Here is a 19,459-nt window from a genome sequence, read left to right on the forward strand (position 1 = left end):
GACGCTGCCACGGGCCTGCTGCTCTGGACGACCGATCTCACGGGGGGAGCGGGCTCGCCGGTGGAGGTCTCGGGCGTGGCGTTCGGCAAGGACGTCGTCGTCGCGGGCACCTCGACGGGTGGGGCGACGGCGATGGATGCCGCGACGGGGCTGGTGCGATGGGCGACCGATGTCGCCGGCGTGCTGGGGACCGACCTCGCGGTGACCTCGGTCGCGGCCGACAAGTCGACGGTCGCGGTGGGGACCTCGACGGGCGTGGTCGTCGCGTTCGACGCTGCCACGGGCCTGCTGCTCTGGACGACCGACCTCACGGGGGGAGCGGGCTCGCCGGTGGAGGTCTCGGGCGTGGCGTTCGGCAAGGACGTGGTCGTCGCGGGCACCTCGACGGGTGAGGCGACGGCCATGGACGCCGCGACCGGAGCCCTGTGGTGGGTCACCGACGTCGGGTCGGGATCGGCGGTCCTCGGCGTCGCCGCCGAGAAGTCGCGGGCGTACGCCGCGATCGCCGGCGGCGCGCTCGTGGCGCTCGACTGACCCTCACCGTCCACGGCGCCGCGGTCCGCGTCGCCCGGAGCGGACGACTATGATGGCCCCGTTCCGCATTGACGGCGATCGGAGACGGCATGCCCGTGCCGCAGCACGATCCGCGAGGGAGCGGTGACGGCTCCCTGCGCGATCGACTGGTGCGCGCCCAGGAGGACGCGCTCGCGACCGGAATCGTGCCGCTCAGCCTGAGACCGGTCGTCCGAGCGTCGTGGGAGCGCGCCATCCGCGGTTCGATCGACCCCGACCGCGCGCTGCCCGGCATGGGCCTCGACGAGGACGCCTTCAGGCAGTACCGCGCGTCCCACGCGCTCGCCCCGGTCATGCCCGTGATCCGCCGCCTGCTCGTCGACGGCGCGGACGAGAGCGGGCTCGTCGTCGCGGTCGGCGACGCCGACGGCCGACTGCTCTGGGTCGAGGGCGATCCGTACCTGCGTCGACGGGCCGAGGACATGCTCTTCGTCGCCGGTGCCGACTGGTCGGAGGGCACCATCGGCACCAGCGCGCCGGGCACGGCGCTCACGCTCGACCGCGCGGTGCAGATCCGCGGCGCCGAGCACTTCAACCGCATCGTGCACCCCTGGAGCTGCACGGCGGCGCCGGTGCACGACCCCGAGACGGGAGCGCTCCTCGGCGTCATCGACATCACGGGGACGGACCTCGCCGTCGCGCCGCACGCCCTGTCGCTCGTGTCGGCGACCGTGGCGGCGGTCGAGGCCGAGCTGCGCATCGCCAGCCTCGAGACGACGGTGCGCAGCACCATCCGCCGCTCGCGCATGCGCGCGGTGCCCGTCGAGCGCACGTCGCTCGCGGTGCTCGGCGAGCAGCGTCCCCGCCTCGGCGCCCACGAGCTCAGCCCACGGCACGCCGAGATCCTGACCCTGCTCGCGTGGCACCGGAACGGCATCGGCGCGGAGCGCCTCGCCGCGCTCGTGTACGAGGGCGACCCGTCGCCGGTCACGCTGCGTGCCGAGATGACGCGCCTGCGCCGTGTGCTCGAGGCGGCGGGCGAACCGCCGCCCGAGTCGCGCCCGTACCGCCTCGGGCGCGAGCTCGACGTCGATGCCGCGCGCGTCGCTCGACTCGTCGGGCAGGGGTCACTGCGCCGGGCGCTCGAACAGTACCCCGGGCCGCTCCTCCCCGCCTCGGTCGCCCCGGGCATCGTCGAGCTCCGCGACGAGCTCGCGAGCCGGCTGCGCGAGTCGATGATCGCCGACGCATCGCCCGAGCTGCTCGCGGAGTTCGCCGAGCGCGACGAGCACCGCTACGACGCCGGGATCTGGCGCGCGCTCCTCGAGGTGCTGCCGCCGCGTTCACCGCGGCGAGCTTCGGTGGTCGCGCACCTCGAGCGCATCGACGCGGCGCTCCGCTGACGCGCGAGCGCGAGGCATCCGTCGCCCGCACTGCAACGCTCCTGCAACCCCTGGGCAACTGGGACGCAACGCGCGCACTCGTACCGTGACGATCGCCCCACTCCGAGGGCATGACGACGACGTCACGAGGAGACACGATGACCGTGTACGCCGCGCCCGGCACCGCCGGCGCACTGATCCAGTTCAAGCCGCGCTACGAGCACTTCATCGGCGGCGAGTGGGTGAAGCCCGTCGAGGGCGCCTACTTCGACGACATCTCACCGGTGAACGGCAAGCCCTTCGCCGAGGTCGCCCGCGGCACCGCCGCCGACATCGAGGCCGCGCTCGATGCGGCGCACCGGGCCGCACCGGCGTGGGGCCGCACCAGCACGGCGCACCGCGCCGCCATCCTGAACGCCATCGCCGACCGCATCGATGCGAACCTCGAGCTCCTCGCGGTGGCCGAGACGTGGGACAACGGCAAGTCGATCCGCGAGCCGCTGAACGCCGACCTGCCGCTCGCGAGCGACCACTTCCGCTACTTCGCGAGCCTCATCCGCGCGCAGGAGGGCAGCTTCACGCAGCTCGACGAGGACAACGTCGCCTACCACTTCGACGAGCCGCTCGGCGTGGTCGGACAGATCATCCCGTGGAACTTCCCGCTGCTCATGGCCGTGTGGAAGCTCGCCCCGGCCCTGGCCGCGGGCAACGCGGTCGTGCTGAAGCCCGCCGAGCAGACGCCCGTCTCGATCCTGGTGCTCGTCGAGCTCATCGCCGACCTGCTTCCGGCGGGCGTGCTCAACGTCGTCAACGGCTTCGGCGTCGAGGCGGGCAAGCCGCTCGCGTCGTCGAACCGCATCCGGAAGATCGCGTTCACGGGCGAGACCACGACGGGCCGGCTCATCCTGCAGTACGCCTCGGCGAACATCATCCCCTCGACCGTGGAACTCGGCGGCAAGAGCCCGAACATCGTCTTCGAGTCGGTCGCGGACCGCCGCGACGCGTTCTACGAGAAGGCCCTCGAGGGCTTCAGCCTGTTCGCGTTCAACCAGGGCGAGGTGTGCACGTGCCCGAGCCGGTCGCTCATCCAGAAGTCGATCTACGACACCTTCCTCGACGACGCGATCGAACGGACGAAGCTGGCCCGCCAGGGCAACCCGCTCGACACCGAGACGCAGGTCGGCGCGCAGGCGTCGAACGACCAGCTCGAGAAGATCCTGAGCTACATCGACATCGGCAAGAAGGAGGGCGCGAAGCTGCTCCTCGGCGGTGAGCGCGTCGACCTCGGCGGCGACCTCAGCGAGGGCTACTACGTCGCGCCGACGATCTTCGAGGGCGAGAACCGGATGCGCCTGTTCCAGGAGGAGATCTTCGGACCCGTCGTCGCGGTCACGAGCTTCCAGGACTACGACGACGCGATCCGGATCGCGAACGACACGCTCTACGGCCTCGGCGCCGGCGTCTGGAGCCGCAACGGCAACGAGGCGTACCGCGCCGGTCGCGACATCCAGGCGGGCCGCGTGTGGGTGAACAACTACCACGCGTACCCCGCGGGTGCGGCGTTCGGCGGCTACAAGTCCTCGGGCATCGGCCGCGAGAACAACAAGGAGGCGCTCGCGCACTACCAGCAGACGAAGAACCTCCTCGTCAGCTACAGCGAGAACCCGCTCGGGTACTTCTGATCGGCAGCTGGCCATGACGATCGAGACGACGGATGTCGCGGCGCTCGCCGCACGCGTGGTCGCGTCGGTCACGGTCGAGGGCGACGTCTCGCCGCGGGTGGAGCTCACGCCCGCGGCGGGCGTCCTGCTCGCGACGCTGTGGGCGAAGCACGGGCCGCTGATGTTCCACCAGTCGGGCGGATGCTGCGACGGGAGTTCGCCGATGTGCTACCCGGCCGGGGATCTCGTCACGAGTGCCGCCGACGTGCTGCTCGGGGAGCTCGACCTCGGTTCCGGGCGGGTCGTGCCGTTCTGGATGTCGGCGGAGCAGTTCCGGTACTGGCGGCACACGCACCTCACGGTCGACGTCGTACCGGGCCGGGGGAGCGGGTTCTCGCTCGAGGCGCCCGAGGGCGTGCGATTCCTCATCCGCTCGCGGCTCATGGAGGAGTGAGCCGCAACACAGCTCCACGCCGCGGGGCGGCGATTCCGCAGCCTGCCCCTTCCTCGTCGCGGTGGTCCCGATGGCCTCCGCACACGAAGAAACTCGTCGCCCCGTGGTGTGGCCTCAGCCGACAGCACTCCGGGGCGACGAGCTCTTTAGGGCTACAGACTGCATCGTGTTCGCCATCCGCGCAAGAGTGCGGTGGACGGGTGTCCGCGATTGAACCGGGACGCGGCATCCGTTTGGATGGACCCATGACTGATACGAACAGCAAGCCCGAGGTCGAGGCTCCCGAGGGCCCGGCGCCCGTGGAACTCGTCATCGAGGACCTCGTCGTCGGCGACGGAGCGGAGGCCGCGCCCGGCTCGACGGTCGACGTGCACTACCTCGGCGTCGAGTACGACTCGGGCGAGGAGTTCGACTCGTCGTGGAGCCGCGGCCAGTCGATCAACTTCCCGCTGCAGGCGCTCATCGCCGGCTGGCAGGAGGGCATCCCCGGCATGAAGGTCGGCGGGCGACGCAAGCTCACCGTGCCCCCGGCGAAGGCCTACGGCACCGCCGGCGGCCACCCGCTGTCGGGCAAGACCCTGATCTTCGTGATCGACCTGCTCGGCGTCAGCTGACCCGAGCCCCCTGAACGGCCGGAGGCCGGCGCACCGAACCCGGGCGCCGGCCTTCGTCGTGCCCGGGCGGGCCGATCTCGGGATCTTTCCATGCATGTGCATCCGATCGGGCCGTTCGGCCGGAAGGAAGTGGTGTCAGGCAAGATCCGACCCGCGAACCGCGGGTACGACCGGGAGGACACCATGAAGAAGATCATCGCCGCCGGAATCGGCGCCGGAGCGCTCGTCGCGCTCGGCGGACTCGCTCCGGCCAACGCCGCCGAGGACGCGGCCATGCTCTCCGTGCTGCACGGGGTTCCCGGCCTCACCGTCGACGTGTACGTGAACGACGAACTGACGCTCGACGACTTCGAGCCGGGCGACCTGGCGGGCCCGCTCGAGCTGGCCGCGGGAACGTACTCCGTCGCGATCACCGCCGCCGACGCCGCAGACTCCTCCGAGCCCGTGATCGGGCCCGTCGACCTGCCGCTCGAGGCGGGCGGGAACTACACGGCCGTCGCGAACCTCGACGCCGAGGGCAACCCGACCGCGAACCTGTTCACGAACGACGTCTCGGAGATCGCCGCCGGGGAGGGCCGCCTGACGGTGCGCCACGTCGCCGCGGCACCCGCCGTCGACGTCCTCGCCGGTGGCGAGGCCGTGATCACGGACCTCGCGAACCCCGACGAGGCATCGCTCGACCTGCCCGCGGGCACCGTCGAGGCCTCGGTCGCCGCCGCGGGCACGACCGACCCGGTGCTCGGGCCGGCACCCGTCGACGTCGCCGAGGGCACGCTGACGATCGCCTACGCCTGGGGGAGCCTCGAGGACGACACGCTCGCACTCGCGGTGCAGACGGTGACGGGCATGCACTCGAGCCCCGACGGGGTCCCGGCCGGGGCTGCCGGACTCGTCGCGACGAACGCACCTGAGCGCGTGTTCGGGCTCTGGGCGGCCGCGGGCATCGCGGCGCTCTCGGTGATCGCGATCGCCGCCGGTGCGGTCCGCAAGACCGCGTCGGCGAAGGCCGAGCGCTGATCACCATGCGGGGGAAGACGGTCGCGGCCGGGGTGTTCGGGTCCCCGGTCGCGGCCGTCGCCGTGCTCGCCCTCCTCGTCGGGTGCGCGATGGCGCCCGGCGAGCGTGACGAGCCCGACCCCGCCGCGTCGCCGACGGCGACTCCCGAACCGACCACCTCCGAGGCGATGGGCGCCCGGCCCGCCGCGGCGGCTCCGGCATCCGCCGTTCCGGAGATCCCGCGGCGCTCCGCGGCGCTCGAGGCCAATCGGGCGCCCGCGCCCCCGGCCCCGGTCCGGATCGAGGTCCCCGACCTCGGCATCGACATGTCGATCGAGCCGGTCGGCCTCGGGGCCGACGGGTCGATGGGACTGTTCGACGATCCGGCGCTCGCCGCCTGGTACCGGTGGGGGCCGGCTCCCGGCTCGGACGCCGGATCGACCGTCATAGCGGCCCACGTCGACTCCCTCGAGTACGACGTCCTGCCCTTCGCGAGGCTGAAGGATGCGGCGCCGGGCACCGCGGTGTTCGTGACGGATGCCGCGGGCACGCGTCATGCGTACGCCGTCGATTCGCTCGAGGTCACCGAGAAGACCGCCGTGGACTGGGATGCCGCGTTCGATCGCTCCGGGCCGCCGAGGCTGACGCTCGTCACGTGCGGCGGCGCGTTCGACTACGAGGCGCGGCGGTACCTCAGCAACCTCGTCGTGACCGCAGTTCCGACATGACCGCTGGATGCCGAGGAGATGGGAGGAGGTGCTCGCTATGCTGATGGCCACGCCGCAGTCGACGATCGCGGCGCCGCCGCTCGTCATGGTCGACGTGCGGTCCCGCCAGAGCCCACGAAGGGATGAGCGCCGCACGGTGAGCCCGATCGCCTTCGACACCCTCGACGACCGAGCCCTCGCGGAGCAGTTCTCCGCAGGCGACGAGCGCGCGCTCCGCGAGGCGTACACGCGTTGGTCGCCGCTGGTCTTCCGGCTGGCGCTCCGGTCGCTCGGCGATCGGACCGACGCCGAGGACGTGACCCAGCAGGTCTACCTCGCCGCGTGGCGCGGGCGGGCCACCTTCGACATCTCGCGGTCGACGCTGAGCGCGTGGATCGTGGGCATCACGAAGCACCGCATCGCCGACGCGCACGAGGCGCGCTCCCGCGCCCGACGCCTCGAGGAGACCCTCGTCGCCGAGGCATCCGTCGCCGCGACCGAGGTCGACGACGACTTCGCCGAACGGGCCATGGTCGCCGAGGAGCTGGACCGCCTGGAGCCCGTACCGCGACGGGTCATGCGGTTGGCGTTCTACGACCAGCTCAGCCATTCGCAGATCGCCGAGGCCCTGGACCTGCCGATCGGCACCGTGAAGAGCCATGTACGACGCAGCCTGACCCGGTTGAGATCACGATGGGAGGTGGAGGATGGACCACGTCGAGCCTGACGAGCTGGCCGTGCTGGCCCTCGACGGCCGCGAGCCCGATGCCGCGGTCCGCACCCACCTCGACGCCTGCGACACGTGCGCGGCCGAGTACGCGGCGCTCGCGCGAACCGTCCACCTCGGGCGCGAGGGTTCGCCCGAGGACCTCGAGGCTCCGCCTGCTGCGGTATGGACGCGTATCCACGACGAGCTGGGACTCGCGCCCGAGCTCGCCGGCGACCCGTTCGCGGAGGCGGACGCCGGCGGTCCCGTGCCGCAGGGCACGACTCCGGCGCGCCACGTCCCGCCGAGTCGGCCTCGCACCCCGTCGGTCGCTGCACCGGCTGCGCGCGGTCGCCGGCGCCGGTGGTGGCCGGTCGCTGCAGCGGCCGCGGTCGCCGGCCTGCTGGCGGGGATCGGCATCGGCGTCGCCATCGACGGCGGCCCCGCGGGGCCGGAGGCGACGACGGTGCTCGCGAGCGCCGAGCTCGACGCGTTCCCCGGCTGGGACGCGGTCGGCTCCGCGACGGTCGAGCAGGATGCGGCCGGGGAGCGCACCATCCGCGTCGACCTCGCGGCCGACGTGCCGGAGGGGGAGGTCCGTGAGGTGTGGCTCATCCGCGGCGACGCGTCGGGCCTCGTCAGCCTCGGCCTGATGGACGGGGACACGGCGCGACTCGTCGTCCCGGCCGGCATCGACCTCGACGAGTACCCCCTGGTGGACGTCTCGGCCGAGCCGGTCGACGGTGATCCCGCGCACTCCGGCGACTCGATCGTGCGGGGCGAGCTCCGTGCGGCGTGAACCGCCGTCGGCAGCGAACCGGTAGATCGCCTGCGACCCGACCCCCATTCCCGAGAGGCACGATGACGTGACCCCCAGCATCCCCGTCGCCGCGGCCCGTCGCGGGACGGACGCCCCGCCGCCCCGGCCGCTCGCACGTGCGGACCGCCGACGGCTCATCGTGGCGTTCGCGCCCTATGCTGCGCTGAGCCTCGTGCACCTCGTCGTGCTCGTCGTCGGCGGCGACGGCACGGCGGTGACGGCGACGAAGCTCCTGCTGATGCCCGCACTCGTCGTCGCGGTGGTGCTCGCCCGACCCCGAGCATCCGCGGCCGCCCGGCTGCTCGTCGCGGCGCTCGTCCTGTCCTGGGCCGGCGATGCGCTGCTGACGGGCTCGGGCGACGGATGGTTCGTGGCCGGCCTGCTGTCGTTCCTCGCCGCGCACGTCGTCTACGTCGTGCTGTTCGTCCGGCTGAGCGCGGGCGGTCGCCGGCTTCCGTGGTGGACGCTCGCCTACGCGGCCTGGTTCGCCGGCTTCCTGGCGCTCCTCGCTCCGGGCCTCGACGGGATGCTCGTCCCGGTCGCGGTCTACGGTGCGGTGCTCGGCATGATGGCCGCGCTCGCGGGCGGCCTCGGGGGGCTGGTGGCCCTGGGCGGCGCGCTGTTCGTGGTCTCCGACTCGGTGCTCGCGCTCGGTCGGTTCCTGCCGGGCTACGAGTTCGCCGCGCACGACCTCGTCGTGATGTCGACCTACCTGGCCGCGCAGGGACTCATCGCGCTGGGCGTGCTCACTCGGCGGGCGACGCGTCCGGCTCGATGACGGGCGTCGTCGGTTCCGCGGACCCGGGCCCCGGCCCCGGCGCGACGCGACCGTCGGCGCTCGGGCGTGCTCGCGACGGCTCGGCGACATCCCGGACGCGATCGACGAGATCGCGCCAGGGACCCGTGACCTGGCGTTCGGCGAGCGTCGCCTCGTGCGGCTCGCACCGGATGCGGTAGGTGTACCGATCGGGTTCCGGCGGCGCGGGCGGGGTCTCGCTCCACGGCAGGCGCTCGACGAGGAGCACCCACTCCTCGGGGTCGGGCTGGTCCTCGACCTCGACGGTCCACGTGAGCCGCAGCCCGGCGAGCCCGCCGCTGCGGGAGACCTCGACCTCCATGCTCCGGATGCTACTCCGGTTCGACTCCGACGGCGCTCCAGCCGCGGGCGACCGCCTGGGCCTCGCGCGAGCCGTCGCCGTAGCGCTCGCGTGCGGCGGTGAGCGTCGCCGCCGCGAACACGGAGAACCCGTCGTTCGGCTTCAGTGCGCCGCCGGTCAGCGCGTCATACCAGATGCGACCGGCGTGCTCCCACGCGAAGCCGCCGAGCTCGACCGCCGCGAGCGCGAAGGCGCGGTTCGGGATGCCGGAATTGAGATGAACGCCGCCGTTGTCGGCGTCGGTCACGATGTAGTCGCGGAAGTGCGCCGGCTGCGGGTCACGACCGAGCACGTCGTCGTCGTAGGCGGTGCCGGGTTCGAGCATCGAGCGGAGCGCACGGCCCTGCACGAGCTCGGTGAAGATGCCCTCGCCGATGAGCCAGGTGGCCGCCCCGGCGTCCTGTCCCATCGCGTACTGCTCGGTCAGTGCGCCGAACACGTCGGAGACGTGCTCGTTCAGGGCGCCGGACTGGTCGCGGTAGCGCAGGCGCGCCGTCATCTCGGTGACGCCGTGCGCGAGCTCGTGCCCGATGACCGAGATCGACTGCGTGAACCCGCGGAACACCTCGCCGTCGCCGTCGCCGAAGACCATCCGCTCGCCGTCCCAGAACGCGTTGTCGTAGTGGTCGCCGAAGTGCACCGTCGCCTCGAGCGGCGCCCCCTCCCCGTCGATCGCGTCGCGACCGTACACGCGCTCGAAGAGCGCCCAGACCTCGCCGAGCCCGTCGTAGGCCTGGTCGACCGCGAGGTCGCCCGTCGCCGGCTGCCCCTCGATGCGCACGAGGTGGCCGGGAAGCGACTCGGCGCCCTGGGCGTCGGAGATCCGGCGATCGGGCGCGGGTTCGGGTGCGGCGCCCTCCGCCGGTGCGCGCTCGTCGTCGGCGCCGCCTTCGCGCTCGATCGTCGCCGACCGGGTGTGCTCGTGCGGCAGCAGGCCGGGGTGCGCACCCTCGATGCGCAGCTCGCGCATCGGCTCGTCGCGCAGCAGCGACCGGCGGGCGGCGTCGGCCGCGACGTCGTAGTGCTCCTCGGCGGCCGCGATCCGAAGCAGCAGGTACGGCGGGACGATGCCCGCGCGGGCGCGGGACTCGCGCGGAGCGGGCGGCTGCGGCATCCGGGTCATGCGTCGATGCTGGCACGCGCCGCCGACAGGGCGGCGCGCCCCGCCGGGGGAGCCCCGGACGCGGCATCCGCCTGAGGGCCGGATCAGGCGCGCATGCGAAGCTTGGGGGGTGACCGCCGTCGTCGCCACCCCCTCCGAGGTGCGCACCCACCCCATCGCCCTCATCCCGGCTGCGCTCGTGTGCTCGGCCGCGGTACTGCTGTTCGGGTTCCAGCTGCGCATTCCCGGGTACGCGATGCTCGTCGTCGGCCTGTTCGTGGCGTGGCTCGTCGACCGGTCGGGCCGGACGGAGCGACTGCTGCCCGACCTGGCGCTCATCGCGATCGGGCAGGCGATCATCTCGACCATGTCGCTCGAGGCGCAGCTCTCGGACGAGGCGATGGTGCGCTTCACTGTCGTGTTGGGGCTCGCCGTCCTGGTCCCGTTCCTGATCTCGCGGTTCCTCTACCGCGAGCGGACCATCCGCTTCCCGTGGCGCACCGGTCGGCGGTGGACGCGGACGCAGTGGCTCTACCTGGTCTTCGTGACGCTCGCCGGATGGCTCATCCTGCCCTTCTACTTCATCACCTCGGGCGTGTACCAGAACTGGCCGACCGTGACCGAGCCGAACGAGATCGCGCGCCTCTTCGTCGGCGTGAACGCGGTCGGCACGTGGGACGAGCTGTTCTTCATCTGCACGGTGTTCGCGCTGCTGCGACGGCACTTCCCGACGTGGCAGGCGAACCTGCTGCAGGCGATCGTCTTCGTCTCGTTCCTCTGGGAGCTGGGCTACCAGTCGTGGGGTCCGCTGCTGACGATCCCGTTCGCCCTGATCCAGGGCTACACGTTCAAGCTCACCAAGTCCCTGACGTACGTGCTCGTCGTGCACCTGCTGTTCGACGCGATCGTGTTCTGCGTGATCGTGTACGCGCACAACGGCTGGCCGGCGATCTTCCCGCTGGTTCCGGCCGGGTAGGCGGGAACGTCCCCCCGGTTCAGGACTGCTTCGCCGGCACCATCGAGCGCACCGCGCCCGCTCCGAGCGCGAGCGTGCCGGCGACGGCGGATGCGCACACCGCCCACTCGAGCGGCCCCGGCGCCTGGGGCGGCGTCTCGAACACGTCGCCGGTGCTGCTGCGATAGACCGCGGCATCCGCCCCGACGGCGAGGTCGTCGCTGCGCACGTCGGCGGTGGTCCCGTCGGGCAGTTCGACGATCACGAACCGGAACGGCGCGTACCGGCTGCCGCGTCGGTGGGCGACGAGGCGTTCCTCCGTGCGTTCGCCGACGACGACCACCGCGACCGGCGAGGTCGACGTGATCGCCCGGGACGTGGTCTCGCCGATGGCGGAGACGGCGAATGCACCGAGCGCGATCGCGCCGATCGCGAGCACCACGGCGGTGAGCCGGCGCGGCGGGTAGCCCGCGCGCACGGGGGTTCGTCGGACGTCGGCCATGGGGATCGCGATCCTTCGGGTCACTCGCCTCCATCGTCCCACGCCGGGCGTGGTCGTGGCCCCCTTCCGTGGTGCCGGTGGATAGGCTCGCGCCATGCGTGCGGTGCGGTACGAGCGGTACGGCGGTCCGGATCGGCTGCGGCCGGTCGACGCGGCGGTCCCGGTTCCCGGTCCGGGCCAGGTGCTCGTGAAGGTCTCCGCGTCATCGGTCAACTCATGGGACTGGGACCTGCTCCGCGGCTCGGCGCTCGCGCGCATCGGCGCGGCGCGCCGGCCGGCGCATCCGGTCCTGGGGGCGGATGTCTCGGGCGAGGTCGTCGCGGTCGGCGCCGGGGGCGACGGTGCGGCCGGGTTCGCCGTCGGCGATGCCGTCTGGGGTGATCTCTCCGCGGCCGGATGGGCCGGGTTCGCCGAGTTCGTCGCGACGGATGCCGGCGCGCTCCGCCGACGGCCGGCGGGCGTGGATCCGATCGAGGCGGCGGCGATCCCGCAGGCAGGAGGGTTGGCCTGGCAGTCGCTCGTCGACGTGGCGGCGCTGCGCGCGGGCGAGCGGGTGCTCGTCGTCGGGGCCGCCGGCGGGGCGGGGACGATCGCGGTCCAGCTCGCGAGGCACCTGGGTGCGGGCGAGGTGGTCGCCGTCGATCGCGCCGCGAAGCTCGACCTGCTGCGCGGGATCGGCGCGACCGAGACGGTCGAGGCGGATGCCGCCGCCGAGCTGTTCGCCGAGGGCGTCGGATCCGGCCGGTTCGACGTGATCGTGGACCTCGTCGCGGGTCGTGCGCTCGCCGACTACCGACGAGCGCTCCGGCCGGGCGGGCGATTCGTCGTCGTCGGCGGGCGCCTGCGCACCATCGGGCGTGTGGCGGCCACGGCCGGACGCCCCGACGCCGAGGGCCGGACGTTCCGCCTGCTCGCGGCGGAGCCGAACGGGGGCCTCGGCGAACTCGGCGAGCTCGTGGCATCCGGCGTGCTCGCACCCGTGATCGAGGAGGTGCTCCCGCTCGAGCGGGTGCCCGAGGCGCTCGCGCGGATCGGCGCGGGCACGGTGCTCGGCAAGCTCGTGATCGCGCCGTAGGTCTCGTCGGACGGCGCCCTCAGCGCTCGACGTCCGCGCCGTGCTCGCCGAGCCAGTCGCGCAGCACCGCGGCGTGGTTGTGCACCGCGTCGCGCGCGCCGTAGACCAGCGTGACCCGATCGTGCTCGCGCGCGACCGCGAGCAGGGCCTGCGCCGCCGCGTTCGCGTCGAGCTCCGCGCGGTACCGCGCCGCGAACTCGTCGAACCGATCGGCGTCGGCTCGGTGCCACTCGGTGCGCAACCCGGGGGAGGGCGCGGCATCCTTCGCCCAGTCGTCGAGTTCGGCGCGCTCCTTCGAGACGCCGCGGGGCCAGAGCCGGTCGACGAGGATCCGGACTCCGTCGGATGCCTCGGGCGCCTCGCGGACGCGCTTGATCACGATGGCCATGCGGCCAGTGTGCTCCCGGCGCGACCCGATCGGCAACGGCGGAGCCGGACCGCACGCCGCCTACGCGGCGACGGCCGCGCGCCGTTCCCGCACGATCTGCTGCACGGCGGCCCGGCCGGCGCGGTTCGCGCCGACGGTCGACTGCGACGGGCCGTAGCCGATGAGGAAGATCCGGGGATCGTCGAGCGAGCGGGTGTCGGCGACCCGGAAGCCGCCCTGCCTGGTGCGCAGGCCGAGCGGGGCGAGGTGGTCCAGCGCGGGCCGGAATCCCGTCGCCCAGAGGATCACGTCGGCCGGCCGGAACGAGCCGTCGGGCATGCGCACGCCGTCCTCCTCGATCGACGCGAACATCGGATGCCGCACCAGCACGCCGCGCGCCTGCGCGGCTCGGGCCCACGGCGTCCAGTGCATGCCGGTCACCGCGATCACGCTGCCGGGCGGGAGGCCCTCGCGGACCCGGGCCTCGACGCCCGCGATCGCCGCGGTGCGCGCGGGCAGGTCGAAGTCCTCTTCGATCCACTGCGGCTCGCGCCTGGTCATCCACGTCGTCTCGGCGACGTGCGAGATCTCCTCGAGCAGCTGCACCGCCGAGACGCCCGCGCCCACGATGATCACGCGCTTCCCGGCGAACTCCTCGGCCGAGACGTAGTCGGCGACGTGGAGCTGCCGGCCCCGGAACCGCTCGATGCCGGGGTAGTACGGACGGAACGGGCGGGTCCAGGTGCCCGTGGCGTTGATGACGTGGCGTGCGGCCCAGGTGCCGCGATCCGACTCGACCTGGAGCCGCCCGTGCGGATCCTCGTCCGCGCGCCGGATCGCGCGGACGCGCACGGGGCGCTGCACGTCGAGGTCGAACCGGCGCTCGTACTCGGCGAAGTACGGCGGGAGCGCCTCGCGGCTCGGGGCCGCCGGGTCGGCCGGCGGGACGGGGTGGCCGGGCAGCTCGTGGATGCCGTTGACGGTGCCCATGCGCAGCGACGCCCAGCGGTGCTGCCAGGCGCCGCCGGGGGCGGGGTTGGCGTCGAGCACGACGAACGTGTCGGCCGCCGACGGGTCCTGCCCCACGGGCACGAACCCGCGCCGACGGAGGTGGTGGGCGGCCGAGAGCCCGGCCTGCCCCGCGCCGATCACGGCGACGTCGACTGGCAGTGCGTCCACGGCATCCGGAACGATCGGAGGGGTCGGCGTATTCCGGCGACGCGCGCCCGGGCCGACCCGCTCACTCGGGATCGCGCGCGATGCGGAAGCTGCCGTCGGCCAGCCATTCGGCGTCGAGCACGTCGACGGCCGAGTCGACCGTGAGGATGCCGTCCCCGCGGTCCTCGCCGTCGCCGGTGGCGAGTTCGGCGGGGATCCGGGTGCGCAGCGAGAGTCCGTCGGCGGCGAGCGCCCACAGCCCCGTGCAGTTCACCGCCATGCCGCGCGGGCCGATCCGCGCGACGAGGCAGCCCGAGTGGCCGGTCGTCGCGACGGCGTACACGGCGACGGCGTCGATGGGACCGTCGGGTCCGAGGACCAGCGCGGCACGGGCGCCGGGGAATGCGAGCTCGAGCCAGGACGGGAGCGGGTCGACGCCGAGCGCCGGGTCCAGGAAGGCGCCCATCGGCCCGGGTTTCCGCGCGAGGTCCGACCGTCCGGCGATCGCGCCGGCGGCGGGCGGGGCCACCGGGACCACCGTCACCGTGACCGAGGGTCCGTGCGTCGGGGCCGTGGACGCCGCGTCGCCGGAACCCGCGGCGCCGGCCCCGCTCGCCGCGACGAGCGCCGCGAGGGCGACGGCGACGAACGCGGCGACCCGCGGGGCGATCCGGCGGGGTCGACCGTCCTCGATTCGCGGTCGGGTCGAGCCCGCTCGTTCGGGTGCCGGGATGCGCTCGGCGGCGCGGGTCGGCGTCGGGCCCGGGGCCGCGGCGCGGCGGTCGAGCTCGAGCAGGCGCCACTCGCTGTCCGTGAGCAGGACCGTGCGTCCCGTCTCGGGGTCGAGGCGCTCGAAGCGCGGGTCGTCGGCCCCGGCGCGGGAGTAGACCCGCTCCCGGAGCTGCGCGCGTTCCTCGTCGATCGACATGCCGCCCCGTCCGTGTTCCAGCCTAATCCCGGCGCGAAGGCGACCGCCGCGAGTGCCGCGGCACCCGCGGCACGGCGTCCAGCCGGTCGCCCCGGGCGGCGGGCGTGCGGCATTCGCTCTGCTAGAATCTTGAGGTTGCCGTGAATCGGCCGCGCATCAAGAGAGCCCAGGCATCAGGCCCCGGGCAGCGCGCAACGAGAAGAAGGGATCCCATCTATGGCACTGGATGCAGACATCAAGAAGGCGATCATCGACGAGTACGCGACCCACCCCGGTGACACCGGATCCCCCGAGGTCCAGGTCGCGATCCTCACCAAGCGGATCAAGGACCTCACCGAGCACCTCAAGGAGCACAAGCACGACCACCACTCGCGTCGTGGCCTGCTGCTCCTCGTCGGTCAGCGTCGTCGTCTGCTCGGCTACCTCGCCGACGTCGACATCAACCGCTACCGCTCGCTCATCGAGCGTCTCGGGCTGCGCCGCTAAGCGCGTTCACCCGCGCGGCTCTCGACGACACCGCGAACTTCTTGCGAAGGCCCCCGCCCCGCTCACCACGAGCCGGCCGGGGGCCTTCGTCATGCTCGGCGCAGGGCCGGACGGCCTGACGGTCGGGGCCTGCGCCCGCTATCCTCCGACCGACCGGCGGGCCCGTCGCGGCCATGCCCCAGAGGAGGACGACGATGACCGACACGATGCCCGCACCCTTCACCGTCGACGACTTCGCCGCGCGCATGCGGCGGGCCGCCCGGGCGGCCGACGACGCGGGCCTCGCCGGTCTCGTCGTCACGCCGGGGCCCGACCTCGCCTACCTCACGGGGTACGTGCCCGCCGCGATCACCGAGCGCCTCACCATGCTCGTGGTCCCGGCCGACGGCGACCCGTCGCTCGTCGTGCCGCGGCTCGAGCGGCCCGATGCCGAACGCGCCGCCGGCGCGCCGATCGTCCGGCTCATCGACTGGATGGACGGCGACGACCCCTACGGGGTGGCTGCGCCCCTGCTCGGGTCGGGGCGGTACGCGATGTCGGACTCCGCGTGGGCGATGCACCTGCTCGGTCTCCAGGGCCGGCTCGAGACGACCTCGTACGTGTCGATGACGGCGGCCCTGCCCATGCTCCGCGCCGTGAAGGACGACGACGAGCTCGAACGGCTCGCCGCGGCGGGCGCGGCCGCCGACGCCGCGTACGGCGACATCCTCGGCGTGCGGTTCGCCGGCCGCACGGAGGCCGAGGTCGCCGCCGACCTCGCTGCGTTCCTGATCGCGCACGGCCACTCCCAGGTCGACTTCACCCTGGTCGGCTCCGGGCCGAACGGCGCGAACCCGCACCACGAGCACGGCGACCGCGTCATCGAGGACGGCGACACGGTGGTGCTCGACTTCGGCGGGCTGAAGCTCGGCTACGGCTCCGACACGACCCGCACCGTGCACGTCGGCGAGCCCACCGACGAGGAGCGCACGGTGCACGAGCTCGTCGTCCGCGCGCAGCAGGCGGGGTTCGATGCGGTGCGACCGGGCGTCGCGTGCCAGGAGATCGACCGCGTCGCTCGCGGGGTCATCGCCGACGCCGGGTACGGCGAGTACTTCATCCACCGGGTCGGGCACGGGATCGGCCTCACGACGCACGAGCCTCCGTACATGGTCGAGGGCGAGGAGACGCCGCTCGAGCCAGGCATGTGCTTCTCGATCGAACCCGGGATCTACCTGCCCGGCAGGTTCGGCGTGCGCATCGAGGACATCGTCACGGTCACGGCCGACGGCGGTCGCCGCCTGAACACGACGCCCCGCGAGATGGCGATCGTGCGCTGACCCGGGCGGCGCGCCGAGTCATCGGCTCGTCAGTCGGCGCTGCGCGCCCGGTAGGCCCGGGTGGCCATGCGGTTGCCGCAGCGCGTGCTGCAGTACCGCTTCGAGGCGTTCTTCGAGAGGTCGACGAAGACGCCGGTGCAGTCGTCGGCCTGGCACCGAGCGAGCCGGTCGATCCCGTCGGCGCGGATGACGTCGACGAGCGCCATGGCCGCCTCGACGAGCATCCGCTCGGCCAGCGGACGGTCCTGCGAGACGGCGTGGATGTGCCAGTCGAGCTCGTCGTGCCGCACGAGGCGGGGGATCGCGTGCGCCTCCTCGAGGATGGCGTTGACGGCGCCCGCCATGGGATCGCGCTCGAGCGTCCAGATCTCGCGGAGGCGGCCGCGCACGGCGCGGACCTCGTCGAGTTCGCGCTCGTCGCCGTCGCGGCGACCCGAGAAGCCCCAGACGTCGAGCAGGCCGGCCAGCTGGCCCGTCGTGGCGAGTTCGTCGTCGCCGGACTCCGACGCGCCGGGCACTGTGTCGGCGACCGCGGCCATGAACCCGAGGGCCGCGACAGTGTCATCGGTGAAAATCATTTGACTCCTGACATCCGCATCGCTAGCGTAACGAGCATAACGTCGTTCGGTCCTTACGGTTCCGACGGCGTGCGGACTGTGGAGGAGGCGACCGTGCGTGCATCACGGGGGATCGTCGGCATCGCGCTCGGGCTCGCCGCCGGGCTGGCGTTCGGCGTGGGCGGCGTGTTCGTCAAGCCCCTGCTCGAGGCGGGCTGGTCTCCCGGCGCCGCGGTGCTCGCGCGGATCTCGATCGCGGCCGTGCTGCTCGTCGTGCCGGGCCTCATCGCCCTGCGGTTCGACCTGCGGCCGCTGTGGCGCGCCCGCTGGACCGTGCTGCTCTTCGGCGTCGTGGCCGTCGCGGGCGTGCAGTTCGCGTTCTACGCCTCCCTCGAGCGCATCCCGGTGTCGATGACGCTCCTCATCGAGTACCTCGCGCCGATCGCGCTCGTCCTGTTCGCCTGGGTGAGCACGAGGCGGATGCCGCAGCTCATCGTGCTCGGCGGCTCCGCGCTCGCGCTCGCCGGCCTCTGGCTCGTGATCGGCCCCGGCGGCGGCGACCTCGACCCGCTCGGCCTGGCATTCGCCGCCATCGCCATGATCGGCGTCTGCGTCTACTACGCGATCGGGGAGAAGGCGTCGGAGCGGGTGCCGCCCGTCGCGCTCATCGCGGCCGGGTTCGTCGTCGGCGCGATCTCGCTCGGCGTCGCGGGCCTGGCGGGCCTCATGCCCATGGAGGCGGCACTCGTCGACGTCGCGTTCCTCGGTGGCACGGCCCCGTGGTGGGTCCCGCTCCTCACCGTCGGCGCGTTCTCCACGGCGTTCGCGTACGCGGCGGGCATCGCCGCGATCCGCCTGCTCGGGTCGCGTCTCTCCTCGTTCCTCGGCCTCTCCGAGGTGATCTTCGCGGGCATCGTCGGCTGGGTGCTCCTCGGCGAGGCGCTCGGACCGCTGCAGATCCTCGGCGGTGCCCTGATCCTCGGCGGGATCGTGCTCGTCAAGCTCGAGCGGAGGCCGCGGGACGCGGCATCCGACGAGGCGGTCCCGGAGCCGATGCCCGTCTCCACCGCCGCGTAGGCTCTGGGCATGCGATTCGGCCTCGTCATCCTCCCGCAGTACGAGTGGCCCGAGGCCGGTCGGCTCTGGCGGCAGGCCGAGGAGCTCGGGTTCGACCACGCCTGGACCTACGACCACCTCTCCTGGCGCGGCCTCGCGGGGGAGCGGTGGCACGCGACCGTTCCGACGCTCACGGCGGCGGCGACGGTCACCCAGCGGATCCGCCTCGGGACGTTCGTCGCGAGCCCCAACTACCGTCATCCGGTGCCGTTCGCGAAGGACGTCGCGACGCTCGACCAGGTCTCGGGCGGCCGCCTGATCCTGGGCCTCGGCTCGGGCGGCACCGGCTTCGACGCGTACGTGCTCGGGCAGTCCGAGCTCTCCGCGCGCGAGCGGTACGAGCGATTCCGCGAGTTCACCGAGGCGCTCGACCGGCTGCTGCGCTTCGAGCGCGGCGCGGGCGAGGGCATCTCCTACTGGGGCGACCGCTTCTCGGCCGTCGCGGCGCGCATGGTCGGCGAACCGGCCCAGGAGCCGCGGATGCCGTTCCTCATGGCCGCGAACGGTCCCCGCGCGATGCGGCTCGCCGCGCGCTACGGATCGGGCTGGGTCACCACCGGCGGCGACGTCGACACGGATGGCGCATGGTGGGCGCGCCTGGCCGAGCTCGCGTCACGCCTCGACGACGCCCTCGCAGCGGAGGATCGGACGCCCGACGAGTTCGACCGGGTGCTCTCGCTCGACGGCGACGCCCGGTACTCGATGGCGAGCGCGGACGCATTCGAGGACGCCGTCGGGCGGGCCCGCGAACTCGGATTCACGGACGTCGTCTCGCACCGGCCGCGCGAGCACGGCCTCTACGCGGGCAGCGAGGCGGTCCTCGAGGAGGTCGGCTCGCGCCTGGCCTCGCTCCGCTGATCCGATCGGGAGGTCGCGCGGGTCGC

23 protein-coding genes are annotated in these 19,459 nt (G+C 73.2%); 16 read left to right on the top strand and 7 right to left on the bottom strand.

The window, feature by feature from the left end; translation table 11 throughout:
- From ACFVHK_RS05185 to ACFVHK_RS05230, 10 genes are all read left to right on the top strand, one after another.
- Positions 1-534: outer membrane protein assembly factor BamB family protein (locus ACFVHK_RS05185; RefSeq protein ID WP_376927904.1), on the top strand; the 534-nt coding region annotated here is incomplete at its 5' end.
- 68 nt (positions 535-602) lie between these two features.
- Entirely contained in the window at positions 603-1,916 is a 1,314-nt protein-coding gene (locus ACFVHK_RS05190) for a GAF domain-containing protein (RefSeq protein WP_376927905.1), read from the top strand.
- 137 nt (positions 1,917-2,053) lie between these two features.
- The gene (exaC, locus tag ACFVHK_RS05195) at positions 2,054-3,577 is read left to right on the top strand and encodes an acetaldehyde dehydrogenase ExaC (RefSeq protein ID WP_376927906.1); all 1,524 of its coding nucleotides are present in this window, start codon (positions 2,054-2,056) and stop codon (positions 3,575-3,577) included.
- Positions 3,578-3,590: 13 nt separating this feature from the next.
- Positions 3,591-4,010, top strand: coding sequence for a DUF779 domain-containing protein (locus ACFVHK_RS05200; RefSeq protein WP_376927907.1), 420 nt, complete (start codon positions 3,591-3,593; stop codon positions 4,008-4,010).
- A gap of 245 nt (positions 4,011-4,255) precedes the next feature.
- Complete coding sequence (locus ACFVHK_RS05205) at positions 4,256-4,624, top strand: FKBP-type peptidyl-prolyl cis-trans isomerase (RefSeq protein WP_129235310.1); 369 nt, start codon at positions 4,256-4,258, stop codon at positions 4,622-4,624.
- 183 nt (positions 4,625-4,807) lie between these two features.
- On the top strand, positions 4,808-5,641 hold the full coding sequence (locus ACFVHK_RS05210) for a DUF4397 domain-containing protein (RefSeq protein WP_376927908.1): 834 nt from the start codon (positions 4,808-4,810) through the stop codon (positions 5,639-5,641).
- Between the two features lie 5 nt (positions 5,642-5,646).
- A complete protein-coding gene (locus tag ACFVHK_RS05215; protein ID WP_376927909.1) occupies positions 5,647-6,348 on the top strand; it encodes a class F sortase in 702 nt (233 codons plus the stop codon).
- A 37-nt stretch (positions 6,349-6,385) separates the two neighbouring features.
- Positions 6,386-7,054: an RNA polymerase sigma factor gene (locus ACFVHK_RS05220; RefSeq protein ID WP_376927910.1), complete on the top strand. Its 669-nt coding sequence runs from the start codon at positions 6,386-6,388 to the stop codon at positions 7,052-7,054.
- Positions 7,035-7,832, top strand: a complete 798-nt coding sequence (locus tag ACFVHK_RS05225) for an anti-sigma factor (protein ID WP_376927911.1) — start codon at positions 7,035-7,037, stop codon at positions 7,830-7,832. Before ACFVHK_RS05220 ends, ACFVHK_RS05225 begins: the two co-directional genes overlap by 20 nt.
- Positions 7,833-7,899: 67 nt before the next feature.
- Complete coding sequence (locus tag ACFVHK_RS05230) at positions 7,900-8,631, top strand: lysoplasmalogenase (RefSeq protein ID WP_376927912.1); 732 nt, start codon at positions 7,900-7,902, stop codon at positions 8,629-8,631.
- On the opposite strand, the gene ACFVHK_RS05235 is transcribed toward ACFVHK_RS05230, so the two are convergent.
- On the bottom strand, positions 8,600-8,971 hold the full coding sequence (locus ACFVHK_RS05235) for a protealysin inhibitor emfourin (protein WP_376927913.1): 372 nt from the start codon (positions 8,969-8,971) through the stop codon (positions 8,600-8,602). The two genes, ACFVHK_RS05230 and ACFVHK_RS05235, sit on opposite strands and share 32 nt — an antisense overlap.
- Positions 8,972-8,981: 10 nt before the next feature.
- Positions 8,982-10,133, bottom strand: a complete 1,152-nt coding sequence (locus ACFVHK_RS05240; RefSeq protein ID WP_376927914.1) for a M4 family metallopeptidase — start codon at positions 10,131-10,133, stop codon at positions 8,982-8,984.
- Between the two features lie 109 nt (positions 10,134-10,242).
- Between ACFVHK_RS05240 and ACFVHK_RS05245 the strand changes: the two genes are divergently transcribed.
- Positions 10,243-11,088, top strand: coding sequence for a CPBP family intramembrane glutamic endopeptidase (locus ACFVHK_RS05245; protein WP_376927915.1), 846 nt, complete (start codon positions 10,243-10,245; stop codon positions 11,086-11,088).
- Positions 11,089-11,107: 19 nt separating this feature from the next.
- On the opposite strand, the gene ACFVHK_RS05250 is transcribed toward ACFVHK_RS05245, so the two are convergent.
- A complete protein-coding gene (locus ACFVHK_RS05250; protein ID WP_376927916.1) occupies positions 11,108-11,569 on the bottom strand; it encodes a hypothetical protein in 462 nt (153 codons plus the stop codon).
- A 94-nt stretch (positions 11,570-11,663) separates the two neighbouring features.
- Between ACFVHK_RS05250 and ACFVHK_RS05255 the strand changes: the two genes are divergently transcribed.
- Complete coding sequence (locus ACFVHK_RS05255; protein ID WP_376927917.1) at positions 11,664-12,644, top strand: NAD(P)-dependent alcohol dehydrogenase; 981 nt, start codon at positions 11,664-11,666, stop codon at positions 12,642-12,644.
- 19 nt (positions 12,645-12,663) lie between these two features.
- Here ACFVHK_RS05255 and ACFVHK_RS05260 read toward each other — a convergent pair whose 3' ends face one another.
- From ACFVHK_RS05260 to ACFVHK_RS05270, 3 genes are all read right to left on the bottom strand, one after another.
- Positions 12,664-13,032, bottom strand: a complete 369-nt coding sequence (locus ACFVHK_RS05260; protein WP_376927918.1) for a DUF488 domain-containing protein — start codon at positions 13,030-13,032, stop codon at positions 12,664-12,666.
- A 60-nt stretch (positions 13,033-13,092) separates the two neighbouring features.
- Positions 13,093-14,190 carry an NAD(P)-binding domain-containing protein gene (locus tag ACFVHK_RS05265; RefSeq protein WP_376927919.1) on the bottom strand — a complete coding sequence of 366 codons (1,098 nt, stop codon included), beginning with the start codon at positions 14,188-14,190 and terminating at the stop codon, positions 13,093-13,095.
- A gap of 61 nt (positions 14,191-14,251) precedes the next feature.
- Entirely contained in the window at positions 14,252-15,097 is an 846-nt protein-coding gene (locus tag ACFVHK_RS05270) for a hypothetical protein (RefSeq protein ID WP_376927920.1), read from the bottom strand.
- Between the two features lie 216 nt (positions 15,098-15,313).
- On the opposite strand from ACFVHK_RS05270, the gene rpsO reads away from it, so the two are divergent.
- Both rpsO and ACFVHK_RS05280 read left to right on the top strand, forming a co-directional pair.
- Positions 15,314-15,583: a 30S ribosomal protein S15 gene (gene rpsO / locus ACFVHK_RS05275; RefSeq protein WP_129233514.1), complete on the top strand. Its 270-nt coding sequence runs from the start codon at positions 15,314-15,316 to the stop codon at positions 15,581-15,583.
- 194 nt (positions 15,584-15,777) lie between these two features.
- A complete protein-coding gene (locus ACFVHK_RS05280; RefSeq protein ID WP_376927921.1) occupies positions 15,778-16,902 on the top strand; it encodes a M24 family metallopeptidase in 1,125 nt (374 codons plus the stop codon).
- Between the two features lie 29 nt (positions 16,903-16,931).
- Here ACFVHK_RS05280 and ACFVHK_RS05285 read toward each other — a convergent pair whose 3' ends face one another.
- On the bottom strand, positions 16,932-17,480 hold the full coding sequence (locus ACFVHK_RS05285) for a CGNR zinc finger domain-containing protein (RefSeq protein WP_376927922.1): 549 nt from the start codon (positions 17,478-17,480) through the stop codon (positions 16,932-16,934).
- Between the two features lie 93 nt (positions 17,481-17,573).
- Between ACFVHK_RS05285 and ACFVHK_RS05290 the strand changes: the two genes are divergently transcribed.
- Together ACFVHK_RS05290 and ACFVHK_RS05295 are read left to right on the top strand one after the other, a co-directional pair.
- On the top strand, positions 17,574-18,536 hold the full coding sequence (locus ACFVHK_RS05290; protein ID WP_376927923.1) for an EamA family transporter: 963 nt from the start codon (positions 17,574-17,576) through the stop codon (positions 18,534-18,536).
- A 9-nt stretch (positions 18,537-18,545) separates the two neighbouring features.
- Entirely contained in the window at positions 18,546-19,433 is an 888-nt protein-coding gene (locus tag ACFVHK_RS05295; protein ID WP_376927924.1) for an LLM class flavin-dependent oxidoreductase, read from the top strand.
- Positions 19,434-19,459 lie beyond the last annotated feature (26 nt).

Origin of the sequence: Agromyces binzhouensis, assembly GCF_042672355.1 — a bacterium.
Classification (GTDB): Bacteria; Actinomycetota; Actinomycetes; order Actinomycetales; family Microbacteriaceae; genus Agromyces; species Agromyces binzhouensis.

Excerpts from the sequence above, each read along its gene's own strand:
- ACFVHK_RS05260 (WP_376927918.1), bottom strand. The coding sequence starts at position 13,032 with ATGGCCATCGTGATCAAGCGCGTCCGCGAGGCGCCCGAGGCATCCGAC.
- ACFVHK_RS05280 (WP_376927921.1), top strand. The coding sequence starts at position 15,778 with ATGACCGACACGATGCCCGCACCCTTCACCGTCGACGACTTCGCCGCG.
- ACFVHK_RS05240 (WP_376927914.1), bottom strand. The coding sequence starts at position 10,133 with ATGACCCGGATGCCGCAGCCGCCCGCTCCGCGCGAGTCCCGCGCCCGC.
- ACFVHK_RS05270 (WP_376927920.1), bottom strand. The coding sequence starts at position 15,097 with ATGTCGATCGACGAGGAACGCGCGCAGCTCCGGGAGCGGGTCTACTCC.
- ACFVHK_RS05285 (WP_376927922.1), bottom strand. The coding sequence starts at position 17,480 with ATGATTTTCACCGATGACACTGTCGCGGCCCTCGGGTTCATGGCCGCG.
- ACFVHK_RS05295 (WP_376927924.1), top strand. The coding sequence starts at position 18,546 with ATGCGATTCGGCCTCGTCATCCTCCCGCAGTACGAGTGGCCCGAGGCC.
- ACFVHK_RS05255 (WP_376927917.1), top strand. The coding sequence starts at position 11,664 with ATGCGTGCGGTGCGGTACGAGCGGTACGGCGGTCCGGATCGGCTGCGG.
- ACFVHK_RS05220 (WP_376927910.1), top strand. The coding sequence starts at position 6,386 with ATGCTGATGGCCACGCCGCAGTCGACGATCGCGGCGCCGCCGCTCGTC.
- rpsO (WP_129233514.1), top strand. The coding sequence starts at position 15,314 with ATGGCACTGGATGCAGACATCAAGAAGGCGATCATCGACGAGTACGCG.
- ACFVHK_RS05200 (WP_376927907.1), top strand. The coding sequence starts at position 3,591 with ATGACGATCGAGACGACGGATGTCGCGGCGCTCGCCGCACGCGTGGTC.
- ACFVHK_RS05210 (WP_376927908.1), top strand. The coding sequence starts at position 4,808 with ATGAAGAAGATCATCGCCGCCGGAATCGGCGCCGGAGCGCTCGTCGCG.
- exaC (WP_376927906.1), top strand. The coding sequence starts at position 2,054 with ATGACCGTGTACGCCGCGCCCGGCACCGCCGGCGCACTGATCCAGTTC.
- ACFVHK_RS05215 (WP_376927909.1), top strand. The coding sequence starts at position 5,647 with ATGCGGGGGAAGACGGTCGCGGCCGGGGTGTTCGGGTCCCCGGTCGCG.
- ACFVHK_RS05235 (WP_376927913.1), bottom strand. The coding sequence starts at position 8,971 with ATGGAGGTCGAGGTCTCCCGCAGCGGCGGGCTCGCCGGGCTGCGGCTC.
- ACFVHK_RS05205 (WP_129235310.1), top strand. The coding sequence starts at position 4,256 with ATGACTGATACGAACAGCAAGCCCGAGGTCGAGGCTCCCGAGGGCCCG.
- ACFVHK_RS05225 (WP_376927911.1), top strand. The coding sequence starts at position 7,035 with ATGGACCACGTCGAGCCTGACGAGCTGGCCGTGCTGGCCCTCGACGGC.
- ACFVHK_RS05250 (WP_376927916.1), bottom strand. The coding sequence starts at position 11,569 with ATGGCCGACGTCCGACGAACCCCCGTGCGCGCGGGCTACCCGCCGCGC.